This window comes from Flavobacterium rarum (SeqCode) (genome assembly GCF_965234445.1).
Taxonomy (GTDB): Bacteria; Bacteroidota; Bacteroidia; order Flavobacteriales; family Flavobacteriaceae; genus Flavobacterium; species Flavobacterium rarum.
In genome coordinates this window covers 1-18,136 of the sequence record NZ_OZ248483.1, presented here as the reverse complement: position 1 = coordinate 18,136, position 18,136 = coordinate 1, and the positions used below count along the sequence as shown (strand labels likewise).

Below are 18,136 nucleotides of genomic sequence, written 5' to 3'. Positions count from 1 at the left end.
AATTATTTTCTGAGTTGTGTTATAAAATCAACTACGGCACTATGAGAAACAGTATTGTGTTTGAAACGCTTTTTAATTAAAATGCGTTCTTCATCATTGGCTTCTAACTGATTAAGAATATTATTTAAATGCATTTTCATATGACCGTCTTGAATTCCAGTTGTTGTTAAGGAACGTAAAGCAGCAAAATTTTGAGCTAAACCTGCAACGGCCACAAACTGCATTAATTCTTTCGCCGAGGGTTTTTCTAGCATTTCTAGAGACAATTTTACTAAAGGATGCAAAGAAGTCAAACCACCAACTGTACCTAATGCCAAAGGAACTTCAAGCCAAAAACTAAAGATTCCATTTTCTATTTTGGCATGAGATAAACTAGAATATTGACCCTTTCTAGAGGCATAGGCATGCACACCAGCTTCTACAGCTCGGAAATCATTTCCCGTTGCAAGCACCACTGCATCTATTCCGTTCATAATTCCCTTATTATGTGTTACTGCTCGAAAGGGCTCAACTTCTGCAATCTGAACCGCTTGTATAAATTTTTCAGCAAATTCTTGTGGATTTTCAATGTGTTTTTCAACCAATTGTTCCACTGCGCAAGAAACTTCGGCTCGAACAATACATTGAGGCACATAATTGGAAAGAATACTCATTATGACTTCTATCTGTTTCTCTTCTTCGGTAAACAAATCGTATGTATGTGCTTCTTCTTTTAAAGTTTTCGCAAACTGTTCCAAACAAGAATTGATAAAGTTAGCTCCCATACTATCTTTGGTATCAAAAGTAGCATGAAGTTGATAATAATTTGGAATTAGATTGGTTTTGTCTTTTAGAACAATATCCAAAATACCGCCACCTCTTTTTTGCATATTTTTCGTGATACTTTCAGTAGATTCAAAAAACTTGGATTTAAATTGTATAAAAAATAACGACAACTTAGACTCTTCTCCTTTATATATAAAATGTACTTGCCCGATTTTCTCAGTATTCAAAACAGTTGCTTTGAATCCTCCACGAGTGGACCAAAATTTTGCGGCTTTTGCTGCAGCAGCAACAACGGAGCTTTCTTCAATTGCCATTGGAATCGTGCTGTATTTACCATTTATCAAAAAATTTGGGGCAACACCAAGCGGTATATAAAAGTTTGAAATAGTATTTTCTATGAACTCATCATGAAGCTTCTGAATTTTTTCATCTGAATTCCAGTAATTTTTAAGGAGTGCAATAGCTTCATTTGGCGTCGAAAAATAGTGATTGGCAATCCAGTTTATTTTTTCTTCTTTGGATAATTTTGAAAATCCAGCAACAACGTTGTTCATACAGTATAAATTATAACTTTATAAACACAAAGATACGTATTAGAATGCAATCCTTTTTTTTAAAACGAATTGGTATTTTGAATTCTAATATTTTTTTATTGTCCAACTATTTCAATTCTAAGTTGAGATGAAAAACAAGAACAATAAAGCTAGTTATAATCATAAAAATTTAAATACTACAAATTTAGTAGCAACATTCATTGATATTTTCATAATTATTGAAAAACATTCAAAAGGAATGTTAAAAATAATTAATTATAACATTTAACACGGAAAAAGTGTTTTATTTATAAAATTTTCACTAAAATTGTGGCTTTTATAACTTAATCTATATTATGAAATTGAATAAGATTACTACGTTACTTCTCTTTTTGTGTTTAAACGTTTTTGGACAACAAAAAATTACAGTTGACGCAATTTTTACTGGAGTTTTTCGCACAAAAGGGATGGATGAATTGCAATCCATGAAAAATACCAATCAATACACGGTATTAAATTCTGACAGAGCAACAAGAAGTATGCAAATCGATCTTTATGATTTTGCAACCTTAAAAAAAGAGTCAAACCTAATTGACACTAAAAACTTCAAAGAACTTTCAAACGGTATTGACAGTTACACATTTGATGCTTCTGAAAAACAGTTATTAATTGCATCAAACTCAAATAAAATTTTCCGTCACTCTTTTTCAGCCGATTATTTTTTATACAATATTGGTACTAAAACCCTAACGAAACTATTTGATTTTCAGGTTCAAGAGCCTACCTTTTCTCCTGATGGATTAAAAATTGCTTATGCCAAAGAAAATAATTTATACATCTATGATGTAGCTACCAAAAAATCTACTGATGTCACTACTGATGGAAAGAAAAATTCGATTCTTAATGGTATAACTGACTGGGTTTACGAAGAAGAATTTGCTTTTGTAAGAGCATTTGACTGGAGTAAAGACAGTAAAAAGTTAGCCTATATTCGTTTTGACGAAAGTGAAGTTCCAGAATTTTCGATGTCAATTTTTCAGAAAAATTTATATCCAACCATTGAAACATTCAAATATCCAAAGGCGGGAGAGAAAAATTCGGTAGTTTCATTACACCTATATGATGCGACAAGCAACACTACCAAAAAAGTCGATTTAGGAAACTATAACGATTTTTATATCGCAAGATTACAATGGACAAACGACAACAACACATTGTCGGCACAAGTTTTAAACAGACATCAAGACAATCTTGATTTATTGTTTGTGGATGGAACTACTGCCATTGCAAAAGTGGTTTTGAATGAAAAAGACAAGGCTTATGTTGACGTAACTGATAATTTGACTTTCTTAAAAGACAATAGTTTTATTTGGACAAGCGAAAAAGACGGTTTCAACCATATTTATATTTATGACAATACTGGAAAACTTAAAAATCAAGTGACCAAAGGAAATTGGGAGGTAACTTCATACTACGGATTTGAAGAAAAAACAAAAACTGTTTTTTACCAATCCACAGAAAACGGTTCTATAAACAGAGATGTATTTCGCGTTGCATTAGACGGAAAAAATAAAGTGCGTTTGTCCATAAATACGGGAACAAATGCAGCTACTTTTAGCCCTAATTTTCAATTCTTCATCAATACTTTCTCTAGTGCTTCTCAGCCTACGACTTATACTTTAAACGAGTCTAAAACAGGCAAAGAAATACAGGTAATCGAAAATAATCAAGATCTTTCTTCAAAATTGAAGGCTTATGATTTAGCTACAAAAGAATTTTTTGTTTTAAAAACAGACAAAGGAAACGAATTGAATGCTTGGATCTTGAAACCTAAAGATTTTGATTCTTCCAAAAAATACCCGGTTTTTATGTTTCAATATTCTGGTCCCGGTTCTCAACAAGTGAATAACGATTGGAACAGTGCAGATGATTACTGGTTTATCTCGCTTACTCAACAAGGCTATATTGTAGTTTGTGTAGACGGAAGAGGAACTGGTTTCAAAGGAGCCAATTTCAAGAAAGTGACCCAAAAAGAACTAGGAAAATATGAAGTTGAAGATCAAATCGATGCTGCCAAAATTATTGGGAATTACCCATACGTTGATAAATCCAGAATTGGAATCTTTGGTTGGTCTTATGGAGGATTTATGGCATCCAATTGTATATTTCAAGGAGCCGATGTTTTTAAAATGGCAATAGCAGTTGCACCTGTAACCAACTGGCGTTTTTATGATAGCATTTATACCGAACGTTACATGCAAACTCCACAAGAGAACGCTAGCGGATATGATACTAATTCACCAATAAATCATGTGGATAAATTAAAAGGGAAGTTTCTTTTGATACATGGTTCTGCTGACGACAATGTTCATGTTCAAAATGCAATGCAAATGACCGAAGCTTTGATTCAGGCCAACAAACAATTCGATTCTCAAATCTATCCGGATAAAAATCACGGTATTTATGGAGGGAAAACAAGAATTCAATTGTATACAAAAATGACTAACTTTATCAAGGAGAATTTATAACCCAAATCAAATACCAAAACAAAACCAAAATTAAAAAAATGACAGAAACTCAATCGAAAACAGCACATCCAAAAGGACTTTGGGTATTATTTGGAACCGAAATGTGGGAACGTTTCAATTTCTATGGAATGCGAACTTTATTGGTTCTATTTCTGGTAAACTCTTTAATGATGAAAGAAGAAGATGCTTCTTTGATTTATGGAGGTTTTCTAGGACTTTGTTATTTGACACCAATGCTTGGAGGTTTTATTGCAGACCGTTATTTTGGAAATAGAAATTGTATTATGCTTGGTGGATTGATGATGGCTATTGGTCAATTATTATTATTTACAAGTGCGAGTGTTTTTGGAGAAAATATAGGATTAGCTACAACAATTATGTATTCTGGTTTAGGAATTATCATTTTTGGAAATGGTTTTTTCAAACCGAATATTTCCAGTATGGTGGGAAGTTTGTATCCAAAACAAGAAAAAAGTAAATTGGATACTGCCTTTACTATTTTCTATATGGGTATCAACTTAGGAGCCTTTTTAGGTCAATTCATTTGTCCATTGGTAGGAGATGTAAAAAGTACTGGAGGAGTTAGAGACATTCACGCTTTCAAATGGGGATTTCTTGCAGCAGCAGTAGCAATGCTTATTGGAACATTGGTGTTTTATTTCTTGAAAAATAAATATGTGGTTACTCCCGAAGGAAAACCTTTAGGAGGATTGCCTTCTAAAAATGAATCTTCAGATTACGAAGAAGGAGAAGCTCAAAGTGCTGTCTTTACATCAAAATCTTTAATGCTTTCTGTAGTTGCTTTTATTGGAATGTTTTTATTGTTTCATTTTTCAGTTGATGGTGAAAATGTAGTAAAAACAATTATTTATCCAATTATTTATGCAAGTGGTATTACTTTGGCTGGTTTGATACTCTCTGACAGCTCACTAACAAAAGTAGAAAGAGACCGAATTATTGTAATTTATATCATTTCATTCTTTATTATTTTCTTTTGGGCCGCTTTTGAACAAGCAGGATCGTCTTTGACTTTTATAGCTGACAACCAAACCAATAGAGACTTTTTTGGATGGCAAATGCCAGCTTCAATGGTGCAAATTTTTAACGGATTATTTGTTGTTGCTTTGGCAGTTCCGTTCAGTTTGCTGTGGGATAAATTAAGAGCCAATGACAAAGAACCTATTTCACCTGTAAAATTGGCTTTGGGATTATTGTTAATAGCAGTAAGTTTCTTTATGATTGCTACACAAGTAAAAGATCTTGGTTCATCAGGATTATTGGCTATTAAATGGCTAATCCTTTTGTATTTATTGAATACTTGTGCAGAATTATGTTTGTCTCCAATTGGATTGTCATTGGTTGGTAAATTATCTCCAAAACGTTTCTCTTCATTATTGTATGGCGTGTTTTTCTTATCGAATGCTTCAGGATATGCATTAGCAGGAACTCTAGGTTCTATTTTGCCTGCAACTGGGGATAAATTCATTAAAGCAAAAGAACTTGGTATCGATTTGCAAGCAGTATTGGATAAAAAAATCACTCTTACTCCAGAGCAAATACAATTATTAGATACCAATCAAATTATGGATCATAATCCTATTTTTGTAGGTTTTGAAATCCATAATTTATTTGAATTTTTTATGGTTTTTGTAATTTCTACAGGTGTTGCAGCAGTAATCTTATTTGCATTAACACCATTCTTGAAAAAAATGATGCACGGTATTCGATAATTCAAAATAAAAATTCAAAAATACCTGCTTGGTTTTCAGGCAGGTATTTTGTTTTAAACTCCAATATTTATGTGGAAATCGCACCCAAAAGCTCTTCCTTATTTGTTCCTTTCCGAAATGTGGGAACGTTTTGGGTATTATTTAATGATAGGGATTTTTACGCTGTACTTAAAAGATGTCGAATCCGGTTTTGCCATGACCGAAAAAGAAGCCTCGGATTTATACGGAACTTTTATAGCACTTGTTTTCTTGACTCCTTTTATTGGTGGTTTGGTTGCCGACAGGTATTTAGGATATAAAAAGTCGATTGTCATTGGCGGTTTAATGATGGGTGTAGGGTATCTCATGATGGGAATTCATAATTTACCCATGTTATACACTGCAATGACTTTGGTAATTGTTGGAAATGGTTTTTTTAAACCCAATATTTCGACATTATTAGGGAATTTTTACAATGATGACCAGTTTAAAGATAAAAAAGACGAAGGATACAATATTTTCTATATGGGAATTAACGTTGGAGCTTTCATTTGCAATTTTTTTGGAGCGGCTCTAAAAATTCTTTTCGGTTGGCAAGAAGCTTTTATGGCTGCTGGTGTCGGAATGTTTATAGGTGTGATTGTGTTTTTGATGGGCACCAAACATTACGGCGATAAAACCGAGAAAAAAGGGGTGCAAGAAGGAGATATGCCTTTTTATAAAATTGTGCTTTTTATCTTGTTACCTTCTGTAATTTTCGGAATTATAGGATGGTTATTAAAAGGAGTTAGTTCGGATATCAATCTAGACAGTTCTGTTTTTGGTTCAGATAGTACCGATGCTTTTGTTTTTGCTTGTATTCCTATAATTTTTTTTTATGGAAGTCTTTACTTTAAAGCAAAGCAAGATGAGAAACGACCAATAGGTGCCTTGCTTTCTATTTTTGCTGTCGTGATTTTATTTTGGGCCGTTTTTAAATTAAACGGATCGGCTTTAAATAATTGGGGGGATAAATATACCGATCGTGAATTGACAGGAATGTCGCAACAAATTGGGTCAAAATTGGTTCTTACTGATACCTTGACGTATGCTAAAGATTCGGTTGCCTTGTATGATGCCGCTTTTCGAATTCAAAAAAAAGAGGGCAAAGTAATCAAAGTGGTGGATTATCCATTGTATTTTAGAAATATAGCTCCCGATAAATTGCCCAAAGAAAACAGTAAAATATTTACGTGGTCTGCCAATTTAAGCCAATCCATTAATCCTGGTTGGGTTATAATATTAACTCCATTAATTGTGGCTTTTTTCACCTTCCTAAGAAATCGAAAAAAAGAACCTACTACACCTACTAAGATTGCCTTTGGATTACTGATTTCAGCTTTATCTGTTTTGGTAATGGTTGCTGCGATTCATATTGGGAACAACGGCACCGAAAAAGTGTCGGTTTGGTGGTTGGTAGCCAATTATGGAGTCATAACCATTGGAGAATTATTCTTGAGTCCCATGGGATTGTCTGTGGTATCAAAATTAAGCCCCAAGAATATTACTGCTTTAATGATGGGTGGTTGGTTTTTGTCAACATCTATTGGAAATAAATTAAGTGGAGTATTGGCTAGTATGTGGGACAGTTATGACAATAAAGCCAACTTTTTTTGGGTGAATTTTACCCTTTTGATGTTTGCAACCTTGCTGATGTTTGCCCTGGTCAAAAATCTCAATAAGGTAATGAAAGAAAAAGGAATTAATTAATACAATGTTATAAAAAAATGGAACAAATTTTAAGTTTAGAACAAATACAAAATTTTAAAGGGAAATATCCAAAACAATTGTGGTATTTGTTTACTGTTGAAATGTGGGAACGGTTTTGCTTTTATGGAATGCGCGGTGTATTAACCTTTTTTATGGTTGACCAACTATTGCTAAAAGATGAGGCAGCTAATTTACAATACGGAGCTATTCAGGCATTTGTTTATGCCTTTACTTTTATTGGGGGTATATTTGCAGATAAAGTTTTAGGTTTTAAGAAATCATTATTTTTTGGAGGAATCGTAATGATTTTGGGGAATTTACTTATCTCTTTTGCTCCACAGCATTTATTTTATTATGGCTTAGCTTTTTCTATAATTGGTACTGGTTTTTTCAAACCCAATATTTCCTCAATGGTCGGTGAACTCTATCATGAAAGCGATCATAGAAGAGATGCAGGTTATGGAATGTTTTATGCAGGAATTAATATTGGTGGTTTTTTTGGAGGTATTCTGTGTATTTATTTAGGCAAATATTATTCTTGGCAATTGTGTTTTCTTTCAGCGGCTATTGTTATGACCTTTGGATTGCTTACTTTTTTGTTTACAAAAAAACATCTTGGTCCAATTGGGGACTCACCATTACTACATTTAGAGCCAACCAAAAGAAAATTTAGAGAGATATTGGTTTATATAGGATCATTACTAAGTATTCCTTTTATTTTTATAATGGTGAAAAATACGGATTACACTGATTATTTTATGTACACAATTGGGATAATTGCGGTTATTTATTTTACCTACGAAGTTATAAAGTTGGGAGATGTAAAATTGCAAAAAAAGATGATTGCGGCATTTACATTTATTTTCTTTTATTTAGTTTTTAATGCGATCTATGAACAAAGCGGTGGTTCATTGTCACTGTTTGCCAAGGACAATTTAAGTTATGATTTACTTGGATTTACTGTTGACCCAAATGCTGTAAATAACAGTTCTAATACTTTGTTTGTTGTTATTTTTAGTCCTTTAATAGGATTACTTTGGCTTTGGTTAGCCAAAAAGAAGATAGAGCCTAATACTTTAATTAAATTTGGAATTGGATTTTTATTTTTATCTGCTTCTTTTTATATTTTTTATTATACTAAATTTTTTGCAGATGTTAATGGGATCACTTCTTTGAATGTGTTCACATTTGCCTATTTGGTGACAACTATTGGTGAACTTTGTTTGGGGCCTATCGGAATGTCAATTATAACTAAGCTTTCGCCAAAAAGACTCTTCGGAATGATGATGGGATTGTGGTTTTTAGCAAGTGCCTTTGGTCAGTTATTTGCAGGAAAATTGGGTGCCGAAATTTCTAAATCAAATACAGGTACTACTTTAATGTCTAAGTTGCAGTCCTACACAGACGGGTATTATCAATTAGCAATTTATTCATTGGTTGCTGGTTTGATTTTGATTGCTATTTCTCCTTTAATTAAAAAATTAATGCAAGAAGTAAAATAGCCGACATTTTATAGTGCTGTTTTTGTTTAAATTTGTAAAATAGAAATCAATATATAAATCAAATATTTTCAAAATCTATAAATTTTATACCATTATGAGTAGAAATATTTTTTTAGCCGCACTATTCTTCATTGGTGTTAGCACAATGCAAGCGCAAGAGTTAAAATGGCATACAGATGTAAAAGAAGCAATTAAAGTTTCCAACAAAGAAAAAAAACCTTTAATGATGTTTTTTACAGGAAGTGATTGGTGTGGTTGGTGTATTCGTTTGCAAAATGAAGTGCTAAAAACTCCCGAATTTACAAAATGGGCCAAAAAGAATGTTGTTTTGGTAGAATTGGATTATCCTAGAAGAACGGCTCAATCTGAAGAAATTAAAAAACAAAATGCCGAATTACAACAAGCCTTTGGAATTCAAGGTTTTCCAACTGTTTATTTTGCTAAAGCAACAGCTAATAAAGAAGGAAAAGTAAATTTTGAAGGACTAGGAAGTACTGGCTATGTAGCAGGTGGGCCAACAGCTTGGTTGGCAGTTGCAGATCCTTTTGTGAAAAAACCAAAAAAAACTAAAAAAGCTTAAACCCTTTTTTTAATTCATTTTATAGAATCCCTTTTCATTCGTTGCGTGAAAAGGGATTTTTTGTTGCTTACATGATGCTTTCCAAAACTTCTGAATAGTTTTAAAATTGGATCCATCTGCAATTACAATTTTTGGTTTTATGTTTTGCAAAAAACGATCTAGATTTATTTTTGTCGACTGAGTAAGAAGTACAATATCTGGTTGAACTCTTTTTGGATATACCGTTGAACTATCCAAAATAAGTATTTTTTTTCCCTTAAAATAAACGAGATTCTGCAATCCAATTTGATGATTTAGTTGGCAAAAATTCCCGATTAGGTACGATTTAACAACTGTAATGCTTTTTGAATCTTTGGATTGTCTGTCATTTGAATATAAAGTTACTTTATCCCCTATCCGTTCTGTGATTAGAGTTTTGTTTTTTGTATCATAAATTACTAATTCGTTTTGTCTTTGTATATCCCATTTTGTTTTAATACTAGTTAATTGAAACACTATAATCACTAATAAAGTAAAAGTAAGCCTTTTGAAACTTGGCTTTTTGAACCAAAGAATAATGGCAATAATAAGTGTATATCCACTTAATAATAATGACATATTTAATGGAATGTCTTTTATGACAAACTGCTCCAATGATGCAATTGTGTTGATTATTTTATCCAAAAAATAGATACAGAATTCTAAAAATTTTGCGGGATAAAATGGCACATAATTAAAAGCTGCAAGCACCATGACAATTACACCTAGCCCCATAATAATACTTAGAAAAGGAATCACAATTAAATTGGTCACAAAAAACAAGCCTGGAAATTGATGAAAATAATAGATACTTAATGGTAATGTTCCGATTTGTGCCGCAAAAGAAACTGTAAGTATGTCCCAAATGTATTTTTGAACTTTATTTTTTGGCTTCCATAATTGATCAATTAATGGCTGCAACCAAATAATAAAAAACAAGGCTATATAACTCAATTGAAAACCAACATCAAATAAAAAGGAAGGTTGAAAAAGTAAAATCAGTAAAATAGATACCAATAGAGTATGATAAATATTGACACTTCGTCTTAAATGATTGCCAATGGCAACGAAGGAAAACATAGTTACAGATCGAACTACTGACGGGGCCAAACCAGCCAAAATTCCAAAAAGAAACAGTGCCGTAAGTGTTATGATTAGTTTAATGAAAGCTCCTTTTTTAGTATTTGAAAAAGGTTTGAGCAATAGCGTTACAAATAATAATATAAAACCAATGTGCAATCCCGAAACAGATAGAATATGAACTGCTCCTGCATATTGATAATCTTGTATGATTTCGGGATCTATATCTTGTTGCTGTCCCATAATTAAAGCAACTGCAACGTTCAATTCTTTACGATTAAAATTACTTTTTTCTAAATTTTGAATGATCCGAGTTCTCAATTGTGCAGCATAATACCAAATGTCTTGAACGGTATCTGAACTGAGTTTTATCTCATTTGAATCTGTGTACAATTGAGCGTAAATCTGTTTGTTTTCAAGATATTTTTGGTAATCAAATTGGTTTGGATTTTTTTGAGGAGTGGTTTTAAATAATATGGAATTGATTTTTAAACGACTTCCAATTGCAAAAAAGTGGTTCAATTTTCCGCTTCGAATATTAAGCAGAATTTTTCCAGTTGCTTTTTTTTGGTCTATGGAATTGAGCAATGCAATATATCGTTCATTTGAATAAGAGCTTTTTAGTTTTTCTCTCAAAGTCACTTTAAAAGTGTGATTTTTGGTAAAAATATCTTTGGTATGGATATAATTAGTTGGCTGATACAAGTCAGAATGAACCAGCTGTGTAGTTGCACCAATAGAAAAAGCAAATAGATAGGTTGCAATTCCAAAAAGCAATGAAAAGCTTTTTTTTTTCTTAGTTATAAAATACGATACACAAAAAATAAAAGAGGTTATTGCAAGAATTGTAAAAATTACGGAGGGGCTTAATTTTAGGGAATAGACGAAAAGTATTCCTGCAATAAAGGAAATTGTAATTTTGGCAAGAGGAAATTGTAATACTTTCATCAAACTAAAATACAACTATTTGTAAGAAATAAGTAGTTTTTTAGAATAATTTTGTATTTAAGACGCTGTTTTTTTGCGTAAAGGATAGAAGCTAGCTACCGAAGTAGCGCGGATAGCCTGACCGCATAATGGAAAAGAGCCGAATAAGCAGTGTCTATATTTGGCTCTTTTCATTATGGGGTTACGCCCAAAATATTATTAAGCAGCATTTATTTTATGGCTTGAACAATCAAGTGTGCTGTTTTTTTGCTTGCGCCTACTCCACCCAGTTTCTCCTCTAGTAAATCATAGTTTTCTAAAAGTGTTATTCGATAACTAGGTTCTAGGATTTTGGTTAGTTCTTCTTGAATTCGTTTGGTTGAGCAATCGTCTTGAATCAATTCGGTTACTACTTCTTTGTCCATTATAAGGTTTACAAGCGAAATATATTTCAACGTAATAATACGCTTAGCAATTTGATAAGACGCCCAACTCCCTTTGTAGCAAACTACTTCGGGAACTTTGAAAAGCGCTGTCTCGAGAGTTGCGGTACCTGAAGTCACCAATGCGGCTGTCGAATTGCGCAATAAAGCATAGGTTTTGTTGGAAACAAATTTTATGTTTTCTCCAGAAATAAATTGTTGGTAAAAAGAACGTTCCTGACTTGGTGCTCCCGCAATAACAAATTGATAATCGGGAAAATCATTAACCACACTGAGCATTACAGACAGCATTTTGCTGATTTCTTGTTTACGGCTTCCTGGCAAAATGGCAATAATTGGTTTTTCGGACAAATGATTTTCTGCTCTAAAAGTATTGGCATCAATACCCGCTTGATTGTGAATGGCATCAATCAATGGGTGTCCAACAAATTCTACTAGAAATTGATGTTTAACTTCGTAAAAGTCTTTTTCAAAAGGTAAAATCACATACATTTTGTCAATGTCGTGTTTGATTGCTGTAATTCGATTTTCTTTCCAAGCCCAAATTTGTGGAGAAATATAATAATGATTCTTATACCCTTTTTCTTTGGCCCATTTGGCAATTCTCATATTAAAACCAGGATAATCAATGTAAATAATAACATCTGGTTTGAATTGTGTAATATCGTTTTTGCAAACTTTAATGTTGTTTAAAATGGTTTTAAGGTTAAATAACACTTCAATAAAACCCATAAAAGCCAATTCCCGGTAATGTTTCACCAATGTTCCGCCTACATTTTGCATTAAATCGCCACCCCAAAAACGAATATCGGCATTTGAATCTTCTTCATAGATTGCTTTCATAAAATTGGAACCGTGTAAATCTCCTGAAGCTTCTCCTGCAATAATATAGTATTTCATTTTTAGTTTTTTTTGGTAAACAAAGATAATATTTAGACTCTAAGATTCTAAGAAAGTAAGTTGCTAAGTTAAAAACTAACAATTAAAAAAAAATTAGAATCTTAGTGTCTTAACAACATAGTAGCTTAGTTGTTACAAAAACAAAGTAATGAATGTGAGTAATATGACTGCCAAAACGACACCTCTTGCCATAAGTTCTTTATTTATTTTAAGTAAAATACCAAAAGCAACTAAATCCAATATTGAACCTAATGTAACTATTTTTCCGAGATGACCTTCATTCTTCATGGTTTGAATTACAGTTATAAAATCCGAGTGAACGATAAGTGAGATGTAAAGAAACATTCCTAAAAGGGAAGCCAAAATTCCGATGATAAATCCGATGAGTAAGTCTATTTTATGCATTCCAATCTCTTTTGGTTAAGTTTTGTATAGCGTGGTGCGCAGTTAAGTCAAATTGTACTGGAACTATAGAAACATATCCGTTTTGTAAAGCCCATTCATCTGTATCTTCACCTTTGTCTTGATTGACGAATTCTCCTGCAAGCCAATAATAGTCTTTTCCTTGTGGTGTTTTTCGTTTGTCAAATTTCTCTACCCAAAGTGCATTTGCTTGACGACAAATTTTAATTCCTTTGATTTCTTTCTCTTTTAATTTGGGAAAATTTACATTCAAAACAACGCCTTCTGGAAGTTTATTCTTTAAAACCTCAAGTGAAATCGTCTTTATAAAAGATTTAATTTGATCAAAATCGGCATTCCAGTCGTAGTCCAATAACGAAAAACCAATGGCTTGAATTCCTTCAATTCCAGCCTCGACAGCGGCACTCATGGTACCAGAATATATTACATTTATTGAAGAATTTGAACCATGGTTGATACCTGAAACACACAAATCAGGTTTTCTTTTTAGCACTTCATTTACCGCTATTTTTACACAATCAACTGGTGTACCTGAACAACTATATTCTACAATAGAATCATTTTCCTTCGATATTTTATCAAGATATAGTGTGTTATTAATGGTAATCGCATGACCCATTGCACTTTGAGGTTTGTCCGGAGCAACTACAACTACCTCTCCGATTGATGCCATTACTTCTATTAAAGCTCTAATTCCAGGAGCCGAAACACCATCATCATTGGTAATAAGTATTAAAGGCCTTTCATTTTTCATTTGAATACTGTTAAAAAAAAGAATTGTTGTTAAAATTTTTACTTGATAAACAAATGTAGTAACACAAAATCTTATATTGCAAACAAATAAAATATATTTTTAGCATAGTTTTTACTAAGATAAAAATTTCTATTTTATATCTTTAACAAAAAATTGTGCAGCTATATTAAGGATTAGCATAGTTTTTGAAGTAACTTAGTTTAAAAAATTGATGAATACTATTATTAGCTTTATGAAAAAAAATTATAAAATACTCATAGCTGTAGTATGCCTTTCGGCTACTTTATTTGCCTTTACTATTAATTCAAAAAAAACAGTAGATCCGGAAAGAGATAAATTGCTTTTGGAGCTTTTGACCTTTGTTATTGAAAAAGGGCATTATAATCCAGCCGTTATTGATGATGCCTTCTCAAAGGGAGTATACAAAGATTATATTGCTGCTTTAGATCCATCTAAACGTTTTTTCTTACAATCAGATATCAATGAATTTTCAAAATTTGAATTGGAATTAGACGATCAATTAATCAATAAAGATCTTACTTTTTTTAATCTTACATACGACCGATTGATGCTTCGAATGGAAGAAAGCAAGAACATATTTAAAGATATCTTAGGCAAACCATTTGACTATAGTGTTGATGAAGATTTTAATGTTGATTATGACAAATCCCCTTACTCTAAAAACAATGCTGAATTAAAAGAGAAATGGAGAAAACAAATTAAGTTATCTACTCTTTCATCTTTTACCGACAAGAAAAAAATGGAAGAAGATAAAAAGGCCAAAGATCCTAATTACAAAATAAAAACAGATGTAATAATTGATATTGAAACAAGAGAAAGCTCTTTGAATTCATTAAATGAGTCTTTTGGATTTATGAATGAATTAAAAAGAGACGATTGGTTTACGTTATATATCAATTCAATAATGTCTCGTTTTGACCCACACACTACCTATTTTGCTCCTGAAGAAAAAGAGCGATTTGATGTAAGTATGAGTGGTAAACTTGAAGGAATTGGCGCTAGATTACAAAAGAAAAATGATTATACCGAAATTTCAGAATTAATTTCAGGTGGGCCAGCTTGGAGAGGTAAGCAATTGGAAGCAGGCGACTTGGTTATGAAAGTAGCACAAGGAAATGGTGTACCTGTAGATGTAATAGGGATGCGTTTGGATGATGTGGTAAAAAAAATAAAAGGTCCAAAAGGTTCTGAAGTACGACTTACCGTAAAAAAAGTTGATGGAACTATTCAAATTATATCTATAATAAGAGATATTGTAGAAATTGAAGAAACCTATGCCAAATCGAGTATTGTTGATAAAAATGGTTTGAAATATGGCGTAATTTATTTGCCTAAGTTTTATATTGATTTCGAAAATAAAGACGGACGAGATGCCGGTAAAGATATTGCTCTAGAGGTTGACAGATTGAAAAAAGCTGGAGTAAATGGAATTGTTTTAGATGTGCGTGATGATGGAGGAGGTTCTTTATCAACAGTGGTAGATATTGCAGGTTTGTTTATAGAACAAGGACCAATAGTTCAAATTAAATCAGCTGGAAAGAAAAAAGAAATCCTGTATGATACAGACAAAAAAATAGAATGGGACGGTCCTTTGGTAATAATGGTTAATGAATTTTCGGCCTCCGCATCAGAAATTTTGGCTGCGGCTATCCAAGATTACAAAAGAGGAATTATAATTGGAAGCAAGCAAACTTATGGAAAAGGTACTGTACAAAATGTAATCGATTTAAATCAATTTGTTCGTAACAGTTCTGCTGGAGATTTAGGCGCTTTAAAAACTACAACACAAAAATTTTATAGAATCAATGGTGGTTCTACACAACTTGAAGGGGTAAGTAGTGATGTAGTTATGCCCGATCGATATGCTTATTTAAAAATGGGCGAACGTGATGAAGAAAACGCAATGCCTTGGGATAAAATAGATCCAGCCACATATACTATTTGGAATAATACATCAAAATTTGACCAAGCAATAGCTAATAGCAAAAAAAGAATTGAAGGAAACAGTCAATTTAAATTGATTGAAGAAAATGCTAAATGGATCGACAGCAGAAGTAACGAGAATACGTACAGCTTGAATATGGAAAAATTTAAAGTGGCTCAAAATCAAATCGAAGAGGTAGCAAAAAAATTTAAACCAATTTCAGATTATAAAAATAATCTTAAATTTTACTCTTTACCTCATGAATTAGAAGGGATGAGTAAAGATCCTGTTTTAAAAGAAAAAAGAGAAAGATGGCATGAAAGTTTAACCAAAGATATTTATGTAGAAGAAGCTTTAAATGTATTGGATGATCTTCAAACTAAATCAATTGTAAAAAGTACTATTACTGGTGACAAAAAGGGAAAATTAGTCAAATCATAAATAAATACAAAAAAGCGACTGTATTCAAATTTGACAGTCGCTTTTTTTTCAATGGGTAAAAGTATTATCTTATTTAAAACAATCCATTCAACTCTGCATCGATTCTGTTTATAATAAGACCTAAATCTTCTGGATTGTCTACAAAATTTATATTGTCTACATCAATAATCATAATTTTTCCTTTATTATAAGTATGAACCCAGGCTTCATAACGTTCATTAAGCCTGCTTAAATAATCAATGGAAATAGTGTTTTCATATTCACGACCACGTTTATGTATTTGTCCAACTAAATTAGGAATTGAACTTCTCAAATAAATTAATAAATCTGGAGGTTTTACTAAAGATTCCATTAATTCAAAAAGTGAAGAATAATTTTCAAAATCTCGATTCGTCATCAATCCCATAGCATAAAGATTAGGTGCAAATATATGAGCATCTTCATATATTGTCCTGTCTTGAATAATCTTTTTACCACTTTCTCTAAACTGCATTATTTGACGAAAACGACTATTCAAAAAATAAATTTGCAAATTAAAAGACCAACGTTCCATTTGATGATAGAAATCATCTAGATATGGATTATCAACAACTTCTTCAAAATGGGGTTCCCATTTAAAATGTTTAGCTAATAAACGTGTTAATGTAGTTTTTCCTGAACCTATATTTCCTGCGATTGCTATATGCATTTTGGCGTGGCTATTTTTAAATTTGAAGATTATTTAGGTTGTAAAAATAGATAAAAAAAAATCTTTGTATGAGAAATAAAGGAATCATTTTATAAAATATATAGCATTTTTTTATTTGATAAGTACATCATTCATAAGAAGTTTATTTCAAAGCAATCGCATTTAAACAAAAAAACAGCCCTAACAAGGACTGTTTTATAAATTTTGACTGATTTAATTCAGGAATACATTAGTTCACTGTAGCCACGTTTTGATTTTTCATTTTCAAATCACCCTTATATACTTCAGCAGTAGACTTTCTCGACAAAGAGGACACTGAATTGGATATAACTATCTCATGAGTGACTTTTTTTAAATTGGTTTCCACAACCAAGAAATAGACTCCGTCAGGAAACTCCTCTAGGCTATAGGTTTTTACAATACCAGCTTTTCCCGTTGCAACTTCAGAATAAATTTCATTATATGATTTATCATAAATTGTGACATTAGCTTGCTGAATCTCATTTACCGAAAAACTTATTTCTTTAGCTGTCCCTTTTTTTACATTTAGTAAAAAATCACCATCAATTGCATAAGTACTCATCGTAGTCATTACTACTGATACTACTAGACATAATTTTAAAATCGTTTTCATAATACGGTTGTTTTTAATTAGTAATTATTTCTACTGCTAAAGTAGGAGGATAATTCAAATCAAAACACAACAATGTTAGCCAATATAAATACTATATTAACTTTACGAAAACGATATCTGTATCAATAGGACAATTTAACAAACTTTGAAGGTAATACAGAATCATTTTAAAATTTATAAAATGGATCTTTTTCCTAAATTTATAAACTATTTACTAAAATAACGTATCAATTGAGAAAGGCTTTAAAAAGAAGGGATTCGTTTGAAGCTAAAATTTATTTTTATAACAAAAAAAATCCTATTCAAATTAATGAATAGGATTCTTTAAAGAAAGGCGACGACATACTCTCCCACATAACTGCAGTACCATCTGCGCAGGCGGGCTTAACTACTCTGTTCGGGATGGGAAGAGGTGAGCCCCGCCGCAATAACCACCTTAAGGTCGTATTGCAATGGGTAATTGACTTTTGTCAATTAACATTACATAATATCTTAACATACTGAGATAAAGAATATA

General features: G+C 32.0%; 13 protein-coding genes and 1 rRNA gene. 6 read left to right on the top strand and 8 right to left on the bottom strand.

Annotated features, from left to right (window positions below; all coding sequences use genetic code 11):
• Positions 1-2: 2 nt before the first annotated feature.
• Positions 3-1,319 (bottom strand): hydroxymethylglutaryl-CoA reductase, degradative, encoded by a 1,317-nt coding sequence (locus AC8GF4_RS05835; RefSeq protein ID WP_506593305.1) that lies wholly within the window; start codon positions 1,317-1,319, stop codon positions 3-5.
• A gap of 335 nt (positions 1,320-1,654) precedes the next feature.
• Here AC8GF4_RS05835 and AC8GF4_RS05830 point away from each other — a divergent pair, with 335 nt between their 5' ends.
• The 5 genes from AC8GF4_RS05830 to AC8GF4_RS05810 all read left to right on the top strand — a co-directional run bounded on the left by AC8GF4_RS05830 (position 1,655) and on the right by AC8GF4_RS05810 (position 9,366).
• A complete protein-coding gene (locus tag AC8GF4_RS05830; protein WP_506593304.1) occupies positions 1,655-3,826 on the top strand; it encodes a S9 family peptidase in 2,172 nt (723 codons plus the stop codon).
• A gap of 38 nt (positions 3,827-3,864) precedes the next feature.
• Positions 3,865-5,556: a peptide MFS transporter gene (locus tag AC8GF4_RS05825; RefSeq protein WP_506593303.1), complete on the top strand. Its 1,692-nt coding sequence runs from the start codon at positions 3,865-3,867 to the stop codon at positions 5,554-5,556.
• A gap of 69 nt (positions 5,557-5,625) precedes the next feature.
• Positions 5,626-7,284 carry a peptide MFS transporter gene (locus tag AC8GF4_RS05820; protein ID WP_506593302.1) on the top strand — a complete coding sequence of 553 codons (1,659 nt, stop codon included), beginning with the start codon at positions 5,626-5,628 and terminating at the stop codon, positions 7,282-7,284.
• A 17-nt stretch (positions 7,285-7,301) separates the two neighbouring features.
• Positions 7,302-8,786 carry a peptide MFS transporter gene (locus tag AC8GF4_RS05815; RefSeq protein WP_506593301.1) on the top strand — a complete coding sequence of 495 codons (1,485 nt, stop codon included), beginning with the start codon at positions 7,302-7,304 and terminating at the stop codon, positions 8,784-8,786.
• 94 nt (positions 8,787-8,880) lie between these two features.
• On the top strand, positions 8,881-9,366 hold the full coding sequence (locus AC8GF4_RS05810) for a thioredoxin family protein (protein ID WP_506593300.1): 486 nt from the start codon (positions 8,881-8,883) through the stop codon (positions 9,364-9,366).
• A gap of 9 nt (positions 9,367-9,375) precedes the next feature.
• Here the strand turns inward: AC8GF4_RS05810 and AC8GF4_RS05805 are convergent, their stop codons facing one another.
• From AC8GF4_RS05805 to surE, 4 genes are all read right to left on the bottom strand, one after another.
• The gene (locus AC8GF4_RS05805; protein ID WP_506593299.1) at positions 9,376-11,412 is read right to left on the bottom strand and encodes a ComEC/Rec2 family competence protein; all 2,037 of its coding nucleotides are present in this window, start codon (positions 11,410-11,412) and stop codon (positions 9,376-9,378) included.
• 209 nt (positions 11,413-11,621) lie between these two features.
• Positions 11,622-12,734: a lipid-A-disaccharide synthase gene (gene lpxB / locus AC8GF4_RS05800; protein ID WP_506593298.1), complete on the bottom strand. Its 1,113-nt coding sequence runs from the start codon at positions 12,732-12,734 to the stop codon at positions 11,622-11,624.
• A 132-nt stretch (positions 12,735-12,866) separates the two neighbouring features.
• Positions 12,867-13,139, bottom strand: coding sequence for a hypothetical protein (locus tag AC8GF4_RS05795; RefSeq protein ID WP_506593297.1), 273 nt, complete (start codon positions 13,137-13,139; stop codon positions 12,867-12,869).
• Positions 13,132-13,911: a 5'/3'-nucleotidase SurE gene (surE, locus tag AC8GF4_RS05790; protein ID WP_506593296.1), complete on the bottom strand. Its 780-nt coding sequence runs from the start codon at positions 13,909-13,911 to the stop codon at positions 13,132-13,134. The genes AC8GF4_RS05795 and surE overlap by 8 nt, the downstream gene beginning before the upstream one ends.
• 211 nt (positions 13,912-14,122) lie before the next feature.
• Between surE and AC8GF4_RS05785 the strand changes: the two genes are divergently transcribed.
• A complete protein-coding gene (locus AC8GF4_RS05785) occupies positions 14,123-16,297 on the top strand; it encodes a carboxy terminal-processing peptidase (RefSeq protein ID WP_506593295.1) in 2,175 nt (724 codons plus the stop codon).
• A gap of 73 nt (positions 16,298-16,370) precedes the next feature.
• Here AC8GF4_RS05785 and AC8GF4_RS05780 read toward each other — a convergent pair whose 3' ends face one another.
• From AC8GF4_RS05780 to rrf, 3 genes are all read right to left on the bottom strand, one after another.
• Positions 16,371-16,985, bottom strand: coding sequence for a deoxynucleoside kinase (locus AC8GF4_RS05780; RefSeq protein ID WP_506593294.1), 615 nt, complete (start codon positions 16,983-16,985; stop codon positions 16,371-16,373).
• 229 nt (positions 16,986-17,214) lie between these two features.
• Positions 17,215-17,619, bottom strand: a complete 405-nt coding sequence (locus AC8GF4_RS05775; protein WP_506593292.1) for a T9SS type A sorting domain-containing protein — start codon at positions 17,617-17,619, stop codon at positions 17,215-17,217.
• A 329-nt stretch (positions 17,620-17,948) separates the two neighbouring features.
• A 5S ribosomal RNA gene (gene rrf / locus AC8GF4_RS05770) occupies positions 17,949-18,058 on the bottom strand.
• Positions 18,059-18,136: the final 78 nt, after the last annotated feature.

Bases quoted from the DNA above. Each gene is read 5' to 3' on its own strand.
- AC8GF4_RS05780 (WP_506593294.1), bottom strand. From the start codon at position 16,985: ATGCATATAGCAATCGCAGGAAATATAGGTTCAGGAAAAACTACATTA.
- AC8GF4_RS05830 (WP_506593304.1), top strand. From the start codon at position 1,655: ATGAAATTGAATAAGATTACTACGTTACTTCTCTTTTTGTGTTTAAAC.
- AC8GF4_RS05835 (WP_506593305.1), bottom strand. From the start codon at position 1,319: ATGAACAACGTTGTTGCTGGATTTTCAAAATTATCCAAAGAAGAAAAA.
- AC8GF4_RS05810 (WP_506593300.1), top strand. From the start codon at position 8,881: ATGAGTAGAAATATTTTTTTAGCCGCACTATTCTTCATTGGTGTTAGC.
- AC8GF4_RS05815 (WP_506593301.1), top strand. From the start codon at position 7,302: ATGGAACAAATTTTAAGTTTAGAACAAATACAAAATTTTAAAGGGAAA.
- AC8GF4_RS05795 (WP_506593297.1), bottom strand. From the start codon at position 13,139: ATGCATAAAATAGACTTACTCATCGGATTTATCATCGGAATTTTGGCT.
- AC8GF4_RS05805 (WP_506593299.1), bottom strand. From the start codon at position 11,412: ATGAAAGTATTACAATTTCCTCTTGCCAAAATTACAATTTCCTTTATT.
- lpxB (WP_506593298.1), bottom strand. From the start codon at position 12,734: ATGAAATACTATATTATTGCAGGAGAAGCTTCAGGAGATTTACACGGT.
- surE (WP_506593296.1), bottom strand. From the start codon at position 13,911: ATGAAAAATGAAAGGCCTTTAATACTTATTACCAATGATGATGGTGTT.
- AC8GF4_RS05775 (WP_506593292.1), bottom strand. From the start codon at position 17,619: ATGAAAACGATTTTAAAATTATGTCTAGTAGTATCAGTAGTAATGACT.
- AC8GF4_RS05820 (WP_506593302.1), top strand. From the start codon at position 5,626: ATGTGGAAATCGCACCCAAAAGCTCTTCCTTATTTGTTCCTTTCCGAA.
- AC8GF4_RS05825 (WP_506593303.1), top strand. From the start codon at position 3,865: ATGACAGAAACTCAATCGAAAACAGCACATCCAAAAGGACTTTGGGTA.
- AC8GF4_RS05785 (WP_506593295.1), top strand. From the start codon at position 14,123: ATGAATACTATTATTAGCTTTATGAAAAAAAATTATAAAATACTCATA.